The sequence below is a fragment of the Nostoc sp. genome, assembly GCF_035638895.1.
Lineage (GTDB): Bacteria > Cyanobacteriota > Cyanobacteriia > Cyanobacteriales > Nostocaceae > Nostoc.
In genome coordinates this window covers 1-16767 of the sequence record NZ_DASQZC010000223.1, presented here as the reverse complement: position 1 = coordinate 16767, position 16767 = coordinate 1, and the positions used below count along the sequence as shown (strand labels likewise).

11 protein-coding genes are annotated in these 16767 nt (G+C 41.3%); 5 read left to right on the top strand and 6 right to left on the bottom strand.

Going from position 1 to position 16767, the window contains the following annotated elements; genetic code table 11:
- Nucleotides 1-872 precede the first annotated feature (872 nt).
- Together VE944_RS10665 and VE944_RS10660 are read left to right on the top strand one after the other, a co-directional pair.
- Nucleotides 873-1349, top strand: a complete 477-nt coding sequence (locus tag VE944_RS10665) for a hypothetical protein (protein WP_324976369.1) — start codon at nt 873-875, stop codon at nt 1347-1349.
- A gap of 402 nt (nt 1350-1751) precedes the next feature.
- Complete coding sequence (locus tag VE944_RS10660) at nt 1752-4025, top strand: HEAT repeat domain-containing protein (protein ID WP_324976364.1); 2274 nt, start codon at nt 1752-1754, stop codon at nt 4023-4025.
- 273 nt (nt 4026-4298) lie between these two features.
- On the opposite strand, the gene VE944_RS10655 is transcribed toward VE944_RS10660, so the two are convergent.
- From VE944_RS10655 to VE944_RS10640, 4 genes are all read right to left on the bottom strand, one after another.
- On the bottom strand, nt 4299-6230 hold the full coding sequence (locus tag VE944_RS10655) for a M48 family metallopeptidase (RefSeq protein WP_324976361.1): 1932 nt from the start codon (nt 6228-6230) through the stop codon (nt 4299-4301).
- Nucleotides 6231-6236: 6 nt separating this feature from the next.
- Entirely contained in the window at nt 6237-6824 is a 588-nt protein-coding gene (locus VE944_RS10650) for a LemA family protein (RefSeq protein ID WP_324976358.1), read from the bottom strand.
- 224 nt (nt 6825-7048) lie between these two features.
- A complete protein-coding gene (locus VE944_RS10645; protein WP_324976355.1) occupies nt 7049-7300 on the bottom strand; it encodes a hypothetical protein in 252 nt (83 codons plus the stop codon).
- Complete coding sequence (locus VE944_RS10640) at nt 7297-7449, bottom strand: hypothetical protein (RefSeq protein WP_324976351.1); 153 nt, start codon at nt 7447-7449, stop codon at nt 7297-7299. Before VE944_RS10640 ends, VE944_RS10645 begins: the two co-directional genes overlap by 4 nt.
- Before the next feature lie 362 nt (nt 7450-7811).
- Between VE944_RS10640 and VE944_RS10635 the strand changes: the two genes are divergently transcribed.
- A complete protein-coding gene (locus tag VE944_RS10635) occupies nt 7812-8627 on the top strand; it encodes a peptidoglycan-binding protein (protein ID WP_324976348.1) in 816 nt (271 codons plus the stop codon).
- A gap of 187 nt (nt 8628-8814) precedes the next feature.
- On the opposite strand, the gene VE944_RS10630 is transcribed toward VE944_RS10635, so the two are convergent.
- Together VE944_RS10630 and VE944_RS10625 are read right to left on the bottom strand one after the other, a co-directional pair.
- On the bottom strand, nt 8815-9519 hold the full coding sequence (locus VE944_RS10630) for a P-loop NTPase family protein (protein WP_324976345.1): 705 nt from the start codon (nt 9517-9519) through the stop codon (nt 8815-8817).
- 11 nt (nt 9520-9530) lie between these two features.
- Nucleotides 9531-10100, bottom strand: a complete 570-nt coding sequence (locus tag VE944_RS10625; RefSeq protein ID WP_324976342.1) for a hypothetical protein — start codon at nt 10098-10100, stop codon at nt 9531-9533.
- A gap of 1389 nt (nt 10101-11489) precedes the next feature.
- Between VE944_RS10625 and VE944_RS10620 the strand changes: the two genes are divergently transcribed.
- Both VE944_RS10620 and VE944_RS10615 read left to right on the top strand, forming a co-directional pair.
- Nucleotides 11490-15701: a beta-ketoacyl synthase N-terminal-like domain-containing protein gene (locus VE944_RS10620; RefSeq protein ID WP_324976339.1), complete on the top strand. Its 4212-nt coding sequence runs from the start codon at nt 11490-11492 to the stop codon at nt 15699-15701.
- Nucleotides 15702-15753: 52 nt separating this feature from the next.
- Nucleotides 15754-16452, top strand: coding sequence for a Rossmann-fold NAD(P)-binding domain-containing protein (locus tag VE944_RS10615; RefSeq protein WP_324976336.1), 699 nt, complete (start codon nt 15754-15756; stop codon nt 16450-16452).
- The last annotated feature ends 315 nt before the right edge of the window (nt 16453-16767 follow it).

Here is a 16767-nt window from a genome sequence, read left to right as displayed (position 1 = left end):
TTTTTGAAGCAGCCGTAGGTGCGACGGTAGCCTTCTCGAATTTCATTTACAAAGGCATCAATTAAAATTTCAGTGGCATTGAACATATCTGGTTACTCTGGTAAATACTAATTATTTATTGGTTTGATTTCAAAATTCCATAATCAGGGCCACCCTTGCTGGAATTTAATCTCTCTCGTTCTAGGACAGAGGCTTAAAAACCCGATTATTTCATTGCTCCTCCCGCATGGGAGGCTGGGTGGGAAAAGCTCGTCTAACTCATGTGAATTTAGGACAAGACATTTTGCTCCTTTGTAACTCACCTATAGCTATGGACGCTAGCTTGTCCTATGCCTAAATTGCATGGTAGAAAATAGTTTCCTGGTGACACAAAGGCTTCAGAGGAATTATCGATGCCGGACAAAAACATTTTATTGATATAACTTTATACATTAAAAGTCGGATTTGAATTTAGATTAAGTAGATTAGCTTCACTAGTTTTTCATATCTAACCATTAGTTGACGGTGATCTAAATACATTTATTGTGTGACCTTGAGTGCCTAGTACTGCAAGGCAGAGATCAAAAATCACGTATTCAAAAGTCTTTAATTTTGGCCTTACTAGCTGTAATAAAATGGTAGGTTTATTTCCGCCGACCTGCTAGCCGATGTTCACAGCAGTGTTGTTAAGGTGCAACAACTACAAACTCAGTTGGAACAAACTGTGGTGCGATCGCGCAAACGAGTCAGGGAGTAAAATTCAAAGTATCTCTCCTATTTGGAAAGAGGTTAATTTCCCCATTCCCCACTCCCTACTACCCATTTCTTAAGACTGTGCGATCGCATTTACCAATGGGAATCATAACAAACAGATTCACCTGAGTAAATATCCAATGGCATACCAAAACATTACAGGCTCACTTTCCCCAGCAGATATCCAAGAAATTAAAGCAGCCTTTGCGACTATCCAAGCAAAGATGCCTTTTCTCGTAACTCTGAGTGTGGAAGAACGACGCAAGTTATTTAAGATGGGCGATAAAAGCCTAGCTTTTGTCAACACTAGCCTGACTGCTGCCCAGTCTAACCGAGACATTTTACCAGCTAGCTTTGATGTAGATGAATTTGTGCGGGATTATCAACTAGCCGCAACCCTTACCGAACTGTTGATTAAACTGCAACAACTGACAGAACAAGTAGATGATACCCTAATGGCAGTCGGTAGCGAAGCAATGGGCAGCAGTTTGACTGTTTACGATTACGTCAAGACTGCTGCTAAAAAAACTCCAGGGTTAAAAACTGTTGCTGAACAGTTAGGGGAACGGTTTAAAGCTATTAAAACTAAAACTGTTAAAACTGCTTCTGATTCATAGGCAAATATTGCCATTCGGTTTATAGCCGTTCTCGCTTGCGTCAAATACAAGCATTCGTAGGGGCACAGCATGCTGTGCCTCTACCGCGTATCGTGGTTTACTGCATTTAAACAATAAGTGCTGTAGTCTTTGAACTCCGCAAATGAGTAGTTAAACCTCATTAATGAGTCTTTGATACTCGTGAGCGAGTCTTTGATACTCGTGGACGAGTCTTTGATACTCGCGGGAGAGCCTTTGATACTCGTGAACGAGTTTTTAATACTCGCAGGAGAGTCTTTGATACTCATCGCCGAGTCTTTGATACTCGTGAGCAAGTATTAAAGACTCTCAATCAGGAATTAGGAATTGCAAGCTTGGTATTATACTGATAGCCACGTGCAATCTGCCGCCTTGCGCTAATTTATGCTCATAACTCCCCGCGACACCAAGAAGCTTTCCGTCTTTTTCCTTTTCTGTTTCACCCTACTCCTGACTTTCTTCCTCTCTCTACCTTGGGTTAGCGCCAAAGAAACCCCCAAACCCAAACCCCAAGATTGGCAGACTAACGGCATAGTAGCAGCCCTTGACGACAGCTACGACAAAGTGAAGCAACATGCTTTTAAAAAATTAGCTGAATATGAGCTAAAAGACTTGAAAACCGTGGTTAAGAAACCAGAGGATATAGCACAGAAAATTGTCAAAATCCTCAAGGATGAAAAGGTTGACTCAGATGTTCGTAGCAGTGCGGCAAAGGCATTGGGCAACTTCGGGCAGGCGGCGGCTCAATACATCCCTGACATCCTCAAATTCCTCAAGGATGAAAAGGTTGACTCAGTTGACTCATATGTTCGTAGCAGAGCGGCAGTGGCATTAACGAATATCAGAAAACTAGAGTTAAAGGAGGTTGTTGTAATTCTCAATAATATTTATGAGCCAGGTAATTCAGAATACTTATATTGGCGTTTTCTAACCTATTTCCTGGGCGGTGGCACTGAGGAAGTGAAAACTTTATTGAAATGGCTCGGTTCTCCTCAAGCAACTCCTGACAAACTCAAACGCGATGAAGGCATCAAAACTCTCAACGTATTTCTGCAAACTTGGAATAACAGCCAAGGACTAGAACGCTTACGCAACGACTTAGCCAAGCAAATTTCCGAAGTTGCCGCTAACAAAAACGTTCCTTGGAAATGGCAAGATATTAATTTACTGCAAAACCATTACAGCAAACTTAAAAAAGTCAACCCCACTGATGCGAATGCGGTGCAGTTAGTAATTAATAATCTGGAATATTGGCAGTGGTTTCTCAAAGCCCGAAACACCATCATCATTCACATTGCCTTTTGGCTAGCCCTGATCTTTGCCTACCCCAAATTTCCCCAAGTCCAAGCCATCTTCTTCTGGAACCCTTGGGTACGCCGAATCTTAGGCGTCGGCTATGTCGGCTTTCTCCTCACCTGGTTTCCCCCCTTCCGCCGCAAATTATTTGAACCATTCAAACCTTCCCTATTAGCCGATGCTGGCTTAGATAATTTTCATGACCAATCATACTTCCCAGAATCAAAAGTCAAAGTTCCCACATCAGGAGACATCCAGCCAATTACCGCAGCCCTACCCAGTATTCAAGGACAAATTATCTTAGAAGGAGATTCCGGCTTAGGCAAGTCGATGTTTATCCGTCATCTGTTGAAAAACTCCCAGCGCATAGTCGTTTATCTCCCCGCCCAAAAGTGTCATAAAGGCGTAATTGAAGCCATCCAAGACAAGCTACACGGCCAAGCCCAAGATGCCGGCTTCCTGAAAAACCTGATTTACAGTGGTGCAATTGACATCTGCATCGACGGACTCAACGAAGTCACTGCCGAAACAAGGGCAAAAATCTGCCAGTTTGTCGAAAGCTATTTCCGAGGCAACATTATCATGACTACCCAGCCCCTAGAGTGGACACCACCTTCAACAGCCAAGATATATAAATTGCAGCCCCTTGAGCAACAACAAATTCAAGAGTTTTTGATTTCCCGTCAGCCGCGACTCCCCAAAGATGCCAAAATTCAAGGTGCTGATTACGAAAAAGCCTGCACCAATTATTTAAAAGAAGTCCTCAAAGATCAGCAAGCCCAAGAAGAGTTAGATGCTGTCCGCCGCATTCTTTCCAACCCAATGGATCTAACTGTGGTCGCGCTGATGTTATCACAAGGTAAACAGCCAAACTTGTTTTACCTGCAAGAACAGCAATACAACTTAATAGCGGCAGAATACCAGCAAGAATGGAAACAAGAATTTCCGCTCAAAAGATTTTCCGCCGCCGTCTACCAAATGCGACTCGAAGACAAACAAGCTTTACCCGCCGATGAATTTCACCAAGTTGCCATGTCTTTAGAAGACGATAAATACAAAATGGTAGTCAGCCGTCAGTGGCAAGATGAAAAAGGCGAAGCCAAGAAAGAATGGTACTTCCGCCACGATAAAATCATGGATTTCTTCTTAGTGCAAAACTTTCTGGGCGAAACTGATACCGCCGAAGGACTATTAGTTGATAGAATGGGCGATCCGCGTTTTCGTGGTGTTTATTTCTTACTAGCAACCTTGCTTCCTTTAGATGCAGCCAAAGAACTGCGAGAAAAATTGATTCAATACGCGGCGGATACTAAAGACAATACGGTGAGTAATACTTTCGTGCAGTTGTTGCGAACTAGATAAGTGGAGCATTGAGCAATAATAAAAGAACCCCTCCCCTTAGAAAGGCTAAGGTATACACACAAGTCTTGTCGCAGGCATATCTTTATTAATAAATCTCGCACTGCGTTTCTATCCCGCCTCGGAATGAATTCCGAGTCTTATAGCCCAAGTCCACTCAAGTGGACTAAATGATCGATTCAGTCCACTTGAGTGGACTTCAGCTATCAGCCCTGAACTTCAGTTCTGGGCGGGATATCGGTGAGTGTGACGGTTTGACTCATCTCACCAGTTATATTAACTTCGCTGTAGAGAAGATTGTTTCTGTTTGGAAACGCCACGCTGAGAGTTTAAAAATGGGGGAATGGGACAGTCTAGCGTCATTGCGATCGCTCTTAGTAAATCTGCTTCTGATTGTGTAACTTTATTATCCAAAAGTACCGTGTGGGCGCACGCATCAACAATAGCTTGCTTGAGTTTGGGACTGGCAAGACGGAGGCGATCAATACTCTTCTTAAGTTCAGTGAAATTAGAGGTAAGTGGCATGTCTGGTTTTTCTTGTTCTCCGGCTTTGGGAAGTCGAAAAACTCCAGAACGAAAAGCATAGGCGATGTCTTCGGTGGAGGTATTGGGTTGGGAATATCCGATGCGGGCAATGACGGACAATACTAATAGACTATCTGGCCAAATCTCTTCTATAGAGGTAAATTCTACCGTTATCGCAGATGTGGGATTTATACTAGGTTGGAGGCGATGCCACAGGATTAACTGCAACACAAAATGCCACACTGATAAACTCCCGGTAGCTACAACTAAACCGTGAAGGCATTTGCACAGTCTTTGGCATTCTTTGGCAGAATTTTGACGCAATACGGGTACTGCTAAATCTACAAGTGGCAAGCGAATTCTGGGATCTAACTGGCTAATTTCGCCGCTCAATTCCAGGGTTTTATCTACCAACTCAACAGGCTGCACCTCGCGTAACCAAGCAATTTGACGTTGTTGGATATCGATATTTTCAGTATCTAACGCTAGCGCAAAAGCGATCGCCATTGCACTTTGTTGCTCGCGCACGCCCAAACGCAGGGATTCTGGTAACTGCGATAACAGCGCTTGAGCATGGGCAAAATGCTCTGGTGTGACGCTTCCCACTTGGTTTACAACCTGTTCTGGTGTAGCGTTGGAACCACCAGCAAAGCCCATTGTTAAGGATTCTTGGGAGGGGGAACGCACCTGATTGCGAGATGGCATTGCTGGTAAATTGCTGACGTTCAAACCCCCAACGCGGCGGATACGTTCTGCTAAGGGTGGGTGGGTAGAAAACATATTTTCCCAGAAGGAGGGGTTGAGAGCATTGCCAAAAAACATGTGGCTAGCGGCTTCTGCACCCGGCGCAATCAAACGTGAATCCATCCGTTCGAGTTTTTGGAAGACTCCGGTAAGTCCATTGGGGTTACGAGTGAACTGTACAGCCGAAGCATCAGCGAGAAATTCCCGTTGGCGAGAGACGGCGGCTTTAATCAAGCGCCCACAGAGTAATCCGATACCACCAATTGCCATCAGTGCTAAACCAAAAGCCCAGATAGGTAAACCCTTGTCTTCTTTTCCTAAACGGAAGCTACCACGAATGCGCCAGAGCAATTCCCCGGTTAAATAAATGAACAAAATCCCGTGCAATAATCCCACTAAACGCAAATTCAGCCGCATATCTCCATTGAGAATATGACTGAATTCGTGGCCGATGACTCCTTGTAGTTCATCCCGATTCAGGTGTTGCAAAGTTCCACGGGTAACTCCAATTACAGCATCATTGGGCGTAAATCCGGCAGCAAAGGCATTTATCCCGGTTTCTCTCTCAAGGAGATAAACTTTTGGGACGGAAATACCAGAAGCGATCGCCATTTCCTCGACAATATTTAATAGTTGTCGCCCTTGTTTATCGGCTGTATCTGCTAGCAGGAGTCTTCCCCCCAACTCTTGGGCAATTACGCTTCCGCCCTCACGGAGATAGGCAATTTTATACAGACTTCCGATTGCGATCGCAACTATTGTAATCCCAGCCACGTAAAGAAATATCCCTGGATGCCACCAAACACGGGGAGCCATGCGGAACAAGAATAAAGTGGCAATATAAATCGCCATAATCATGACTGCGATCGACAGGGAAAATAACCCGATTAATTGTTGCGTATTTTGGCGTGCCCGATCTTGATGTTCAAAGAAATTCATAGACACCTAAAAAGACACGCGTGGAGCATTTCTAATTTCTGGAGTAGCTTCAGCTAGCAATTCTGCAACAGTAAAGTTAAAAGTATTTGCCACAAGGTTGCTGGGGAAAGATTCGCTCTTAGTGTTGTAAAGTGTCACCGCGTCATTAAAAGCCTGACGGGCAAAAGCAATCCGGTTTTCAGTGGAAGATAATTCTTCCATTACTTGAGTCATGGCGCGATCGGCTTTCAATTCTGGATAAGATTCTGAAAGTACCATCAACCGACTTAAAGCACCCGTTAGCGCTCCTTCGGCATTGCCCAACTGTTGCATTACTTGTGGATCGCCGGGATTTTCTGCCGCCCGACTGCTAGCATTAATTGCAGAATTTCGAGCCGCAATAACTGCCTCTAGAGTTTCCCGTTCATGTTTCATGTACCCTTTAGCAGTTTCCACCAAGTTGGGAATTAAATCATATCGGCGCTGTAATTGAACATCGATTTGAGAGTAAGCATTTTTGTAACGGTTACGATACTTAACTAAATCGTTGTAGGCATTAATGATAATTACAGCAACAATGGCAACTAAAGCAACAGAAAATATTAAAAGCCCCATATTTTTAGATGATTTCCATCAGATACTTACTTTATATCCAGCAAAATTTGTGTGGATATAAAGATGAGTCTACTTGTAGCAAGTAGGCTTCGTCGTCTGTAAAATTAGTTACGCGCATTTACTGGTAATGCACGACATCCCCGACTTCTTTAAGAAGTCGGGGATCTAAGCCTTGCGATTTTCAACAATCAATCAGATAGAATTGCTATATGTAATCAGAGAAGTCACCTATGAATCTGAATAAATAGGGAATAACCACTGACAGCAAAAATAAAAAGAATAGCGGCAGGAAAAATTACTACATCTCTAACAATAAATAAAATCCAATCTTTTCTTAGTTCTTGTTTAAACTTGAGTTCTCGCAGTTTACGCTCAAGTTCTACATCTTCTTGTGACTGCAAATTTTCAGGTGACACAATTAGTGGATTGTCGCCTTTGCTGGCAATTATTTTTGATAAATCTGTTTTATCTGTCATGCTGTCAACAACTGGTGTTTTCGTTCGTAGCGATCGCGTCCAAATTTTTGTCGTCGATTGGCGATCATTAGGATGAACAGCATCCAGCCAACCCTACCGTTTATAATGTTCGGGGGTCTGCTCGGTAAATTTCTCCCACCAAGGGGCATATTTTATAATATCACCTACCCGTGATCACTTGAAAATTTGAACAGACGACACTAATGCCGAGTGATGGTATCGAAGGATGTCGGGTTTAGTAAGTAATTGTACAGGAAAATTTACACATGAGTTCTTGACTAAATAAGGATTTCAGGTCAAAATTATGTGATTAATTTTGTCTTATATAGGCTTAGATGTATAGCGTATTGCTACTATCTTTTGGCATCTCAGTAAGTCTAATTAGCTATACCCTATACCCCGTGTTTTTGTAATTTTAGCTGGATTTCTGGAAAAGACATGATGCCAGATGTAGAAAACTTCAGATATTACTTGAAGCTAAAAAAGCTCAAGAGGGAACGAAAATAGAATTATGGTATTAGTTAAAGAGATAACAGTAGGTAGTACAATCGCAGTTCGTGGATTAGATTTGCAGTTGTTTTGGCAATTAAATCAATTAGTTCCTAACTCATTAGTCAGTATTTCCGATTTAAATATTAACAGAGGTGAAGGACTTTTCCCTTACTGCCAGCTTCCTGCACGGAATGCCTTAAAAGCAGCATTGAGAGCTTACGCAAAACCTTTGACTATTAATAGTGCCTATCGTTCTGTCATTGCCCAAGCAATGCTTTATAGCCAAAAGCAGAGGGGATTAATTAATAATCTGGTAGGATATCCAGGAAAATCAGACCATCAAAAGGGTGGGTCTTTAGACATAGAAGAGTGGGCAAAAGTTAAATCTCTAATGACCAGTCATGGATGGAGATGGACTTATGGCGACGAAGATCCAATGCACTTTGATTGCACATCTAATGAAATTAGAGATATCCGTCCCAATTCAATCAAAGCTTTCCAAAAGCTGTGGAACAAGGCAAATCCAAATAAACAGATTGCTGAAGATGGAGATTTAGGGGACAAAACCTTAAATTGTATTTATAATTCTCCTGCTGAAGGATTCTCAAACGTTGAATATCCTAGAGTTTTAAAGCTAACAAGCCCATTACAACAAGGAAAAGATGTAGGCGAAATGCAATTAGCTCTTAGAAAAGCTAATATTCAATTACAACAAGCTAACCAGATATTTGACCAAGCGACAGAACAAGCTGTAAAAGCTTTTCAACAGTCAAAAGGGTTGTCCCCCGATGGTGTAGTAGGCGAAGAAACTAGGAGCCTTTTACAGTTAAACTAATAGTCGGTCAATAAAGAATTAAGGGTAGTAAACTTTCAATCAACTATGCGATGGGTATCTATTAAAATGTCTAGCTATCTACCTCTCCTTATTGAGAAGTAGATTAAGCTAATCGTCATTCATTTTTTCAGAATGATTCCCTAGAATGAAATAGCTCTAGAGCTATCTAGTACCTTCCAAAAATTTATTATTTAACTTCTTCATTCCAGATACCTACCTTCTCAAATTCTGCATAAGCAAGCTTCAGAAAGTTTACTACTCTCTGTCTTCCTATAATTCCAAATTCTTTATTCTCTCTGGCGTCAGCAAAGGTCATTCTGTTTTGGTCTATTATGTTTCTTTCTTTATATGCTAGTTTCGGAAAATCTATAACAATAATTTTATATTTTTTGATCAGTTTCTGTATATTCACATCTGAATCTACATGTTCCCAATCATCACACAGCCCTAAATTGCGTACCAGAATATGAGGTATTTTTTCCCCGTAGCTATTCACTGACTGTCCAAACAGGTTAAGACTATCATATCCTCCTGTAGAGACAAACCATTTGCAAAAAGTCACTCCCTCAGAATTTCCTAGTTCAATTAACTGATTTCTTTCTATCCAGTCATAGACTGCTCTATGTGATTGTGCTGCCAAATTCACAACTACTGGCTTATTTGTCGCCATCTCAAATATTCTATCTGCCTTATCAGCCTGCCGCTCATTCTCGCTAAACACTGCATATTGACATATTCCTTTATAGACTCCTGCCACATCTGGATTTGATCTATCTGTTTCTACTGGTACAAACGGGATTTTCTTATCCAGAAAGTACTGAATCATTGTCCTAGTTACTAGAGACTTCCCTACTCCACCCTTTTCACCATCTACCAAATGAATCGTCGGCATAACACCCACCTCTAATACTGATTAAACTCACTCAATATATCTGAACTAGGCTTAGAAGTTTTAGGCGTTTGTCGCCTAGTAGTTTTAGCCGTTTTCTGAGAATCCTTACCCCCTTTTGACAATGATTGCTTCTCTTGTGACTCCTCTGTTAATTGACCTACATCTTTCGGAGCATTTTGAGAGTCCTCTGTTACTCCTATAATTGCTGGTGTTACCGATGATTCTGTTGAAGTCTGAGTCGAATCTTCAGGATAGAAAACTTGTTTTGGTTTAGCCCGTCGCTGACGAGAACGCTTTTCTTTTTCAATATCAGTTAAATATTGCTTAAGTGTCGCTGCGGAAACTTTTATTTCTTGCTTCTCCAGTAGCTGCGATAGGTCTTGATAACTATAGCCTTTCTTCAGTGCAGATTGAAGTTGTTCACGCAGAAAGTAAATACTCTCTCGCAGGGATAATTCCTCTTTAGCCTTTTCTTCTAGTTTCTCTAATTCTCCCAGCGTGGTTTGGAGTTTATCAATTGGAATCTTCTGCCCTGGAGTTGTGCGTACCATTTTTGGTGATGACTGAACTGAAAATTTCATTAATCCTATCACCAGATGTTCTTGTGTGGGTGATAACCACATACACATTAATGAAACCAAGCTCTCGCCCCAGAGCGATCGCATCTAATCCGGCAAGGAATTTTGGCTTGTCGAAAGAGAAAATACCTGTTTACGTCATTAAGCTAATGAGCATTTAAATTGCATACAAGCAAGGCTCAAGCGAATCAACCTGGAAAAATAAATGGCGATTAGCTTACTTAGCACGCCTTCATTGCAAAACATTGTGCTATTCCAACTCAGTAGATATATTTAAATACTCAATTTGCTTGTCATTCTTATGCAAAAGTATAGATAGATACCCGTGGATTGGATGACTTATCACGCATTTATGCCACGCCACACTTTTAAATATCCTAAAGTTAAAAAAATTAGTTTAATGTAAAGTTTTGTAACAAAATTAAACTTTCGGAGAAAAACCCACCTCATCAAACTGATAGATAAATAGAGGTTAAGCAATTATATAAAGTTGCATGTCTTACCGTAAAACTGTACCGCAGCCATTTTGGAAAGCAAAGGACAGGCAAAACACCTATGCTACATTATGCTTTTAAAATTGGAAATTGGGCGTTGCTGATTCCATGTATGAAAATGATTTTGCATAATACCAAAATCCTTGTAGAGATGTAGCAGTGCTACGTCTCTACATCCAGATTCATACTTTAATTCAGCAACGCCGGAAATTGGTATCAAAATACAAAAAAGACTATTTGCAGATTTAAATAATTTCAAATCTGCATAGGCAGATGCAAACCAATGCTTATGACAAAGGTATCGCTCGTTTTTTATCCAACCTCAGAAAATAGCGTTGCTCTCTTTGGTATAGGCCAAAAAGCAGAAAAGCCATTAACTTGAATTTGTTGCCGATCCGCCAATAGTACCCTCAAGGGTACTACTGCATATACTTAAAAAGCTGCTATTCTGTGAAAAGTTAAAAAAGTCAATTTTTTTTGTAACTTTTGCATAATTTAACTAGTTATGACTGAGTTTTTAATATAGGTTTTTAGTTTTTACTTTGCATACGTTTAGTACATAAAGGCGGTTATTGCGCTTCTTTTATGACGGAGCTACTTACATTATTATCTAATAATGCACATGGAAATCATGAAACTAGCCGACTATTATAAAACCCCTATTTTTTTCGTAAAATATGCTTTAAAAATTTGATTGCTCGTTTTCGATTCTCAATAAGCTTAAGCTTTGCAACACAGATATTGTTAGTAAAAGATGTTCATAGAAAACTTCTCTTATATGCTTCAAAAGCTACCCGCTAAATTTCAGTCTGATGGTTGCTATTGAATCAAATATTAAAGCTTAGTAGAGTTTATCAAAGTACATGAAAATAGTTATCTAGAAAAAGAAATAACTTATATGGATGCTCAACAAAGTCAAGACCAATTGCATAGTCAACTGCAACGAGTTCCAATTGCCATTATAGGTATGTCTGCTTTATTTCCCAAAGCTAAAAACTTGCAGGAATATTGGGATAATATTATTGGCGAAGTCGATTGCATTACTGATATTCCCACTTCTCGCTGGAATATAAACGACTACTACGACCCAGATCCTACAGTTCCTGATAAGACTTACTGCAAGCGAGGCGGATTCATTCCAGATATTGATTTTAACCCTTTAGAGTTTGGACTACCTCCTAATATTTTGGAGGTAACAGATGTCGCTCAGTTACTCTCGCTGGTTGTGGCGAAAGCAGCGATGGAAGATGCGGGTTACGGTGACTCTAGCAACTTTAGCCGCGAACGGACTGGAGTTGTTCTAGGTGTAGTTGGGGGATGTATGCAATTAATTACCCCACTGACTAGCCGATTACAATATCCTGTTTGGCAAAAAGTTCTTAAAAGCAGTGGCTTATCCGACGAGGATACAGAGAAAATTATCCAGAAAATGAAACTGGCTTATGTAGGTTGGGAAGAAAATTCTTTTCCAGGTTGGCTAGCTAATGTGGTTGCTGGACGGATTGCTAACCGCTTGAACTTAGGAGGAATGAACTGTGTAGTGGATGCAGCCTGTGCCAGTTCGATGAGTGCAGTCAAGATGTCAATCAGTGAGTTGCTCGAAGGACGTTGCGACATGATGATCACTGGTGGGGTGGAAGCTGATAACTCAATTTTCAACTATATGTGTTTCAGTAAAACACCTGCTTCATCTAAAAAAGACTTTTTGAATCCTTTCGATGCCGAGTCGGATGGAATGATGGTTGGTGAAGGTATCGGGATGTTGGTGCTGAAACGGCTTGCGGATGCAGAACGCGATCGCGATCGCATTTATGCAATCATTAAAGGAATCGGCGCTGGTAGTGACGGTAAATATAAAAGTATTTACGCCCCACGGAAAGAAGGGCAAGCCAAGACATTACGTCGGGCCTACGAAGACGCAGGCATTCCCTATACAAGTATTGAATTGATTGAAGCTCATGGTACGGGAACTCCAGCTGGTGATTTATGTGAGTTTACGGCCTTAAATGAAGTTTTTAGTGAGAATAACCCTAAGAAACAGCATATTGCTCTAGGAAGCGTCAAATCTCAAATTGGACATACCAAAGCGGCTGCGGGATCAGCAAGCATGATTAAAGCTGCTCTGGCTATTTATCACAAGGTACTACCACCTACGATTAACGTTACCCAACCGAATCCCAAGTTTGGGATGGAAAACTCCCCATTTTACTTAAATACAGAGGTTAGACCCTGGCTTCAGTCTGATCCAAACATTCCAAGACGAGCTGGAGTGAGTTCATTTGGTTTTGGAGGCACAAATTATCATCTTGTTCTAGAAGAATATAACAAAGAGCAGAGCTATGCCTATCGTATACACACCGCTCCTAAGTCTGTCTTAATTTGGGCTGATACTCCAGAGCAGTTGTTGGTTAAGTGCGAAGCTGCAAAGTTACAATTAGAATCTGCCACTGGCAATCAATACTATCAACAACTAATTAACTCTTGTAAATCTTCAGATATTCCACTTCCCACTGCAAGAGTAGGGTTTATTGCTGTATCCCAAGTTGAGGCTGGTGAATTACTACAAGTTGCAATTAATCAGCTCCAAAAACAACCACAAGCAGCATCTTGGGAACACCCGCGTGGAGTCTATTACCGTAAGGCTGGTATGTCTCTAGAAGGCAAAGTAGTGGCTTTGTTTCCTGGACAAGGGTCTCAGTATTTGAATATGGGTAGTAAATTAGCCATTAACTTCCCCCCCCTACGTCAAGCCTACAAGTCTCTGGACAACCTATTTATTCAAGATGGTTCACAACCAATTTCTCAAACTGTTTTTCCTCGTCCGACCTTTGATAGTGAGGAAAAAACTAGCCAGACTAAAGCATTGCAACGAACTGAAAATGCTCAACCAGCTATAGGCGCTTTTAGTGCAGGTTTATACAAAATTTTACAACAGGCTGGATTCAAGGCAGATTTTGTCGCAGGGCATAGCTTTGGGGAATTGACCGCTCTTTGGGCTGGTGGAGTTTTGAGTGACGCAGATTACTTTTACCTAGTAAAAGCTAGGGGTCAAGCAATGAGTACGCCGAAAAATGGTGCTGATTGTGATACTGGTACTATGCTGGCTGTGAATGGAGAGATTCGGAAAATCCCAGAAATCATCAAGGGTTTGTCGCATCTGAATATTGCCAACTTTAATTCTCCGAATCAGATCGTGCTATCGGGTGCTAATCCAGAAATCGCCACCATACAACAAATTCTTAGCAAACGTGGGTATTCTGTCACCCCACTACCTGTATCTGCGGCATTCCACACTCGTTTTGTCAGTCATGCTTGCGAACCCTTTGCCGATGCTGTGCGGTCGATCGCCTTCAATAGTCCAAAAATTCCGGTTTATTCCAATACAACTGGCGAAGCTTACTCAACTGAGCCTGAGATTATTCAAAAAACTTTAGAAAGTCATCTTTTACAGTCAGTGTTGTTTGAGCAAGAAATAGAGAATCTCTATGCAGCAGGTGGTTATTGCTTCGTAGAGATTGGGCCGAGGCAGATTCTGACTAATTTTGTCAAAACTACCCTTGGCGATCGCCCGCATCTAGCAATAGCTTTGAATCCCAGTCGGGAAAAAGACAGTGACCTCCAGATGCGGCAAGCCGTTATGCAATTGCGTATTGCTGGTTTGTCTTTACAAGACATTGATCCCTATCAGTTTGAGGCTCAAGCTACTGAAATTGCTCAAGGGTCGCGGGTAAGCATCACTCTCAATGGTAGTAATTATGTCAGCGATAAAACAAAAGCTACTTTTGAGAAAGCTTTACAGGATGGTCACAAAATCCAGCCAAGTATCCTTAATAGTGCGGAGTTACAACTAGATATTCAGCACTCTTTAGTGAATCAATTTCAGAACAATTCCGTAAATCAGTCTGTTTCAGCTGAAGTTATAAATAGCAACACTAATGTAACTTCACCAGAATCTACAGATGTCGACATAAATGTGATTTCATCCCAACAACCCGAACCTGTAAATGCCAACGCAGGTGCGATTCCAACGGAGGTTGTTACTGTGACATCCCCTTACACACCAACTGATACTGCCAATTCTACAGATTCATACTTCATTATTCCTATCATTGAGTCAAACGAGATGCTGCAACCTATTTCTTCCTCCCGTTCTAATATCGAGCAAATTGTAGGCACTGGTCTAGAGAAGCTTTTAACACAATTTTGTAACCATCAATCAGAAATTCTGCGAGTACATGAGCAATATCTTAAGAATCAAGCAGAATCTTCACAGTGCTTTTTTCAGTTGATGCAGCAACAGTACCGTGTGTTATTAGGAAGTAACAACATCAAATCTCCGCAGGTTGAGTTAGCTTTAGAACAAACACCAGTTGCTCCTCAGATACCTGCTAATACTGTGGCTTCTAGCACACCTGTTGACGCACCTCAGACCAAAGTCAACAACACCCTGACTGTAGTACCCCCTGCTAAAGTTGAGAGTTCATCACCAGAAGTAAAGTCAGTAGCATCTGTTGAAACAGTGGATAGAGTTGAGTTATTGATGCAAGTCATTAGTAGTAAGACGGGCTATCCAGTAACAATGTTGAACTGGGAAATAAACCCAGGCGCAGATTTGGGTATCGATGCTGTCAAATGGATGGACATCATTAGTGCAATACAAGAATTACTTCCAGATGTACCAAAAGTCAATCCTAAAGAATTGGCAGAACAGCCAACTCTTCGCCAAGTTGCTGAGTATATTCAAATCCGCGTTCCTCAGCCAACATCTCCTCAAGTAGCAGTATCTACATCTGCTCATATTGAAACTATTGTCCCACAACCAGTAAAGCCTACTGAAGACAGTTTCTTAACCGAGTCGCTATTAAACGTTATTAGTGACAAAACAGGTTATCCAGCAGAAATGTTAGAGACAGAGATGGATTTAGAAGCAGATTTGGGTGTTGACTCCATCAAGAGAGTAGAAATCATCGGTGCAATGCAGACATTGTTCCCCAACTTGCCTAAGTTGAGTCCAGAGGAATTAGCAGAACAGCGAACCATTAGCAAGATTGCTAATTATTTGGGGACAAAAATTGCAGAGGCTAAAAAAAAATTCCTTATCACAGTTTGATAACCAACAGCCTCTAATAAATCACCATATTCGGCGCTGTCTGGTCAAACTTATGCATCTACCTGCACCTGATTTTTGGCAATTTACTCTACCCCGCTCCCGTACTTGTTTGCTTACCGATGACGGTTCTCTCACTACCAATAGACTAGCCAAACTATTAAGTGAGAGAGGTTGGCAGGTAGTTGTTCTCAGCTTTCCTCAATCTATTGTGAGCGACACCGTAGGCGATCGCCTCCCTCTACCTCAAGGAGTTAATCGCATCGAGCTTACAGATTTAAGTGAGCAGCAATTACAACAAAAACTAACAGCTATCTCAGAAACTTACGGTGCAATAGGAGGTTTCATTCATCTACACCCTAAACATCAAGTCTGCGATGCTAAATCAGAAAAGGCGCTCCTCAAGTATGTATTTCTCTTAGCAAAACATTTGAAGCGATCGCTTAATCAAGCAGCCCTCACAGGACGCAGTTGTTTCCTTTCTGTTGCTCGTCTCGATGGTGAGTTTGGATTAGGAACAAGCATTGACTTTAGTGCCATTAGTGGTGGTCTATTTGGTTTGACAAAAACTCTTAATTTAGAGTGGGAGAAGGTGTTCTGCCGGGCTATCGATTTGAGTCCTGAATTAAATCCTGAAACTTCAGCACACTCTATTATCGCTGAACTTCACGATCCTAATTCTTTGATTTGGGAAGTTGGATATAACTCCCAAGGAAGAGTAACTCTAACCTCTGAAACAGCATCTCTCGCCTAATAGTCTATGTTATTAATTCTGAAGAGTGAGAAAGTTCGTAGTAAGAACTTTAGTCCTAAGTTTTTAAGCATTTCAGTGCTTACTACGAACTCATCAAAATTAACGACATGAACCACTAGTAATTCACAGGGTTAAGTTAAATAAATCTTACATTAGCTCAGAAGCCGGGTTTCCTGAAGCTCATCTTAATCCCTGTGTTGAAACAATCAAAATAAGCAAAATGAACACAAACGCCAAGATTGATTCATCATCCGTTATTCTTGTCAGTGGTGGCGGCAGAGGAGTGACAGCACAATGTGTTATCCAACTAGCGAA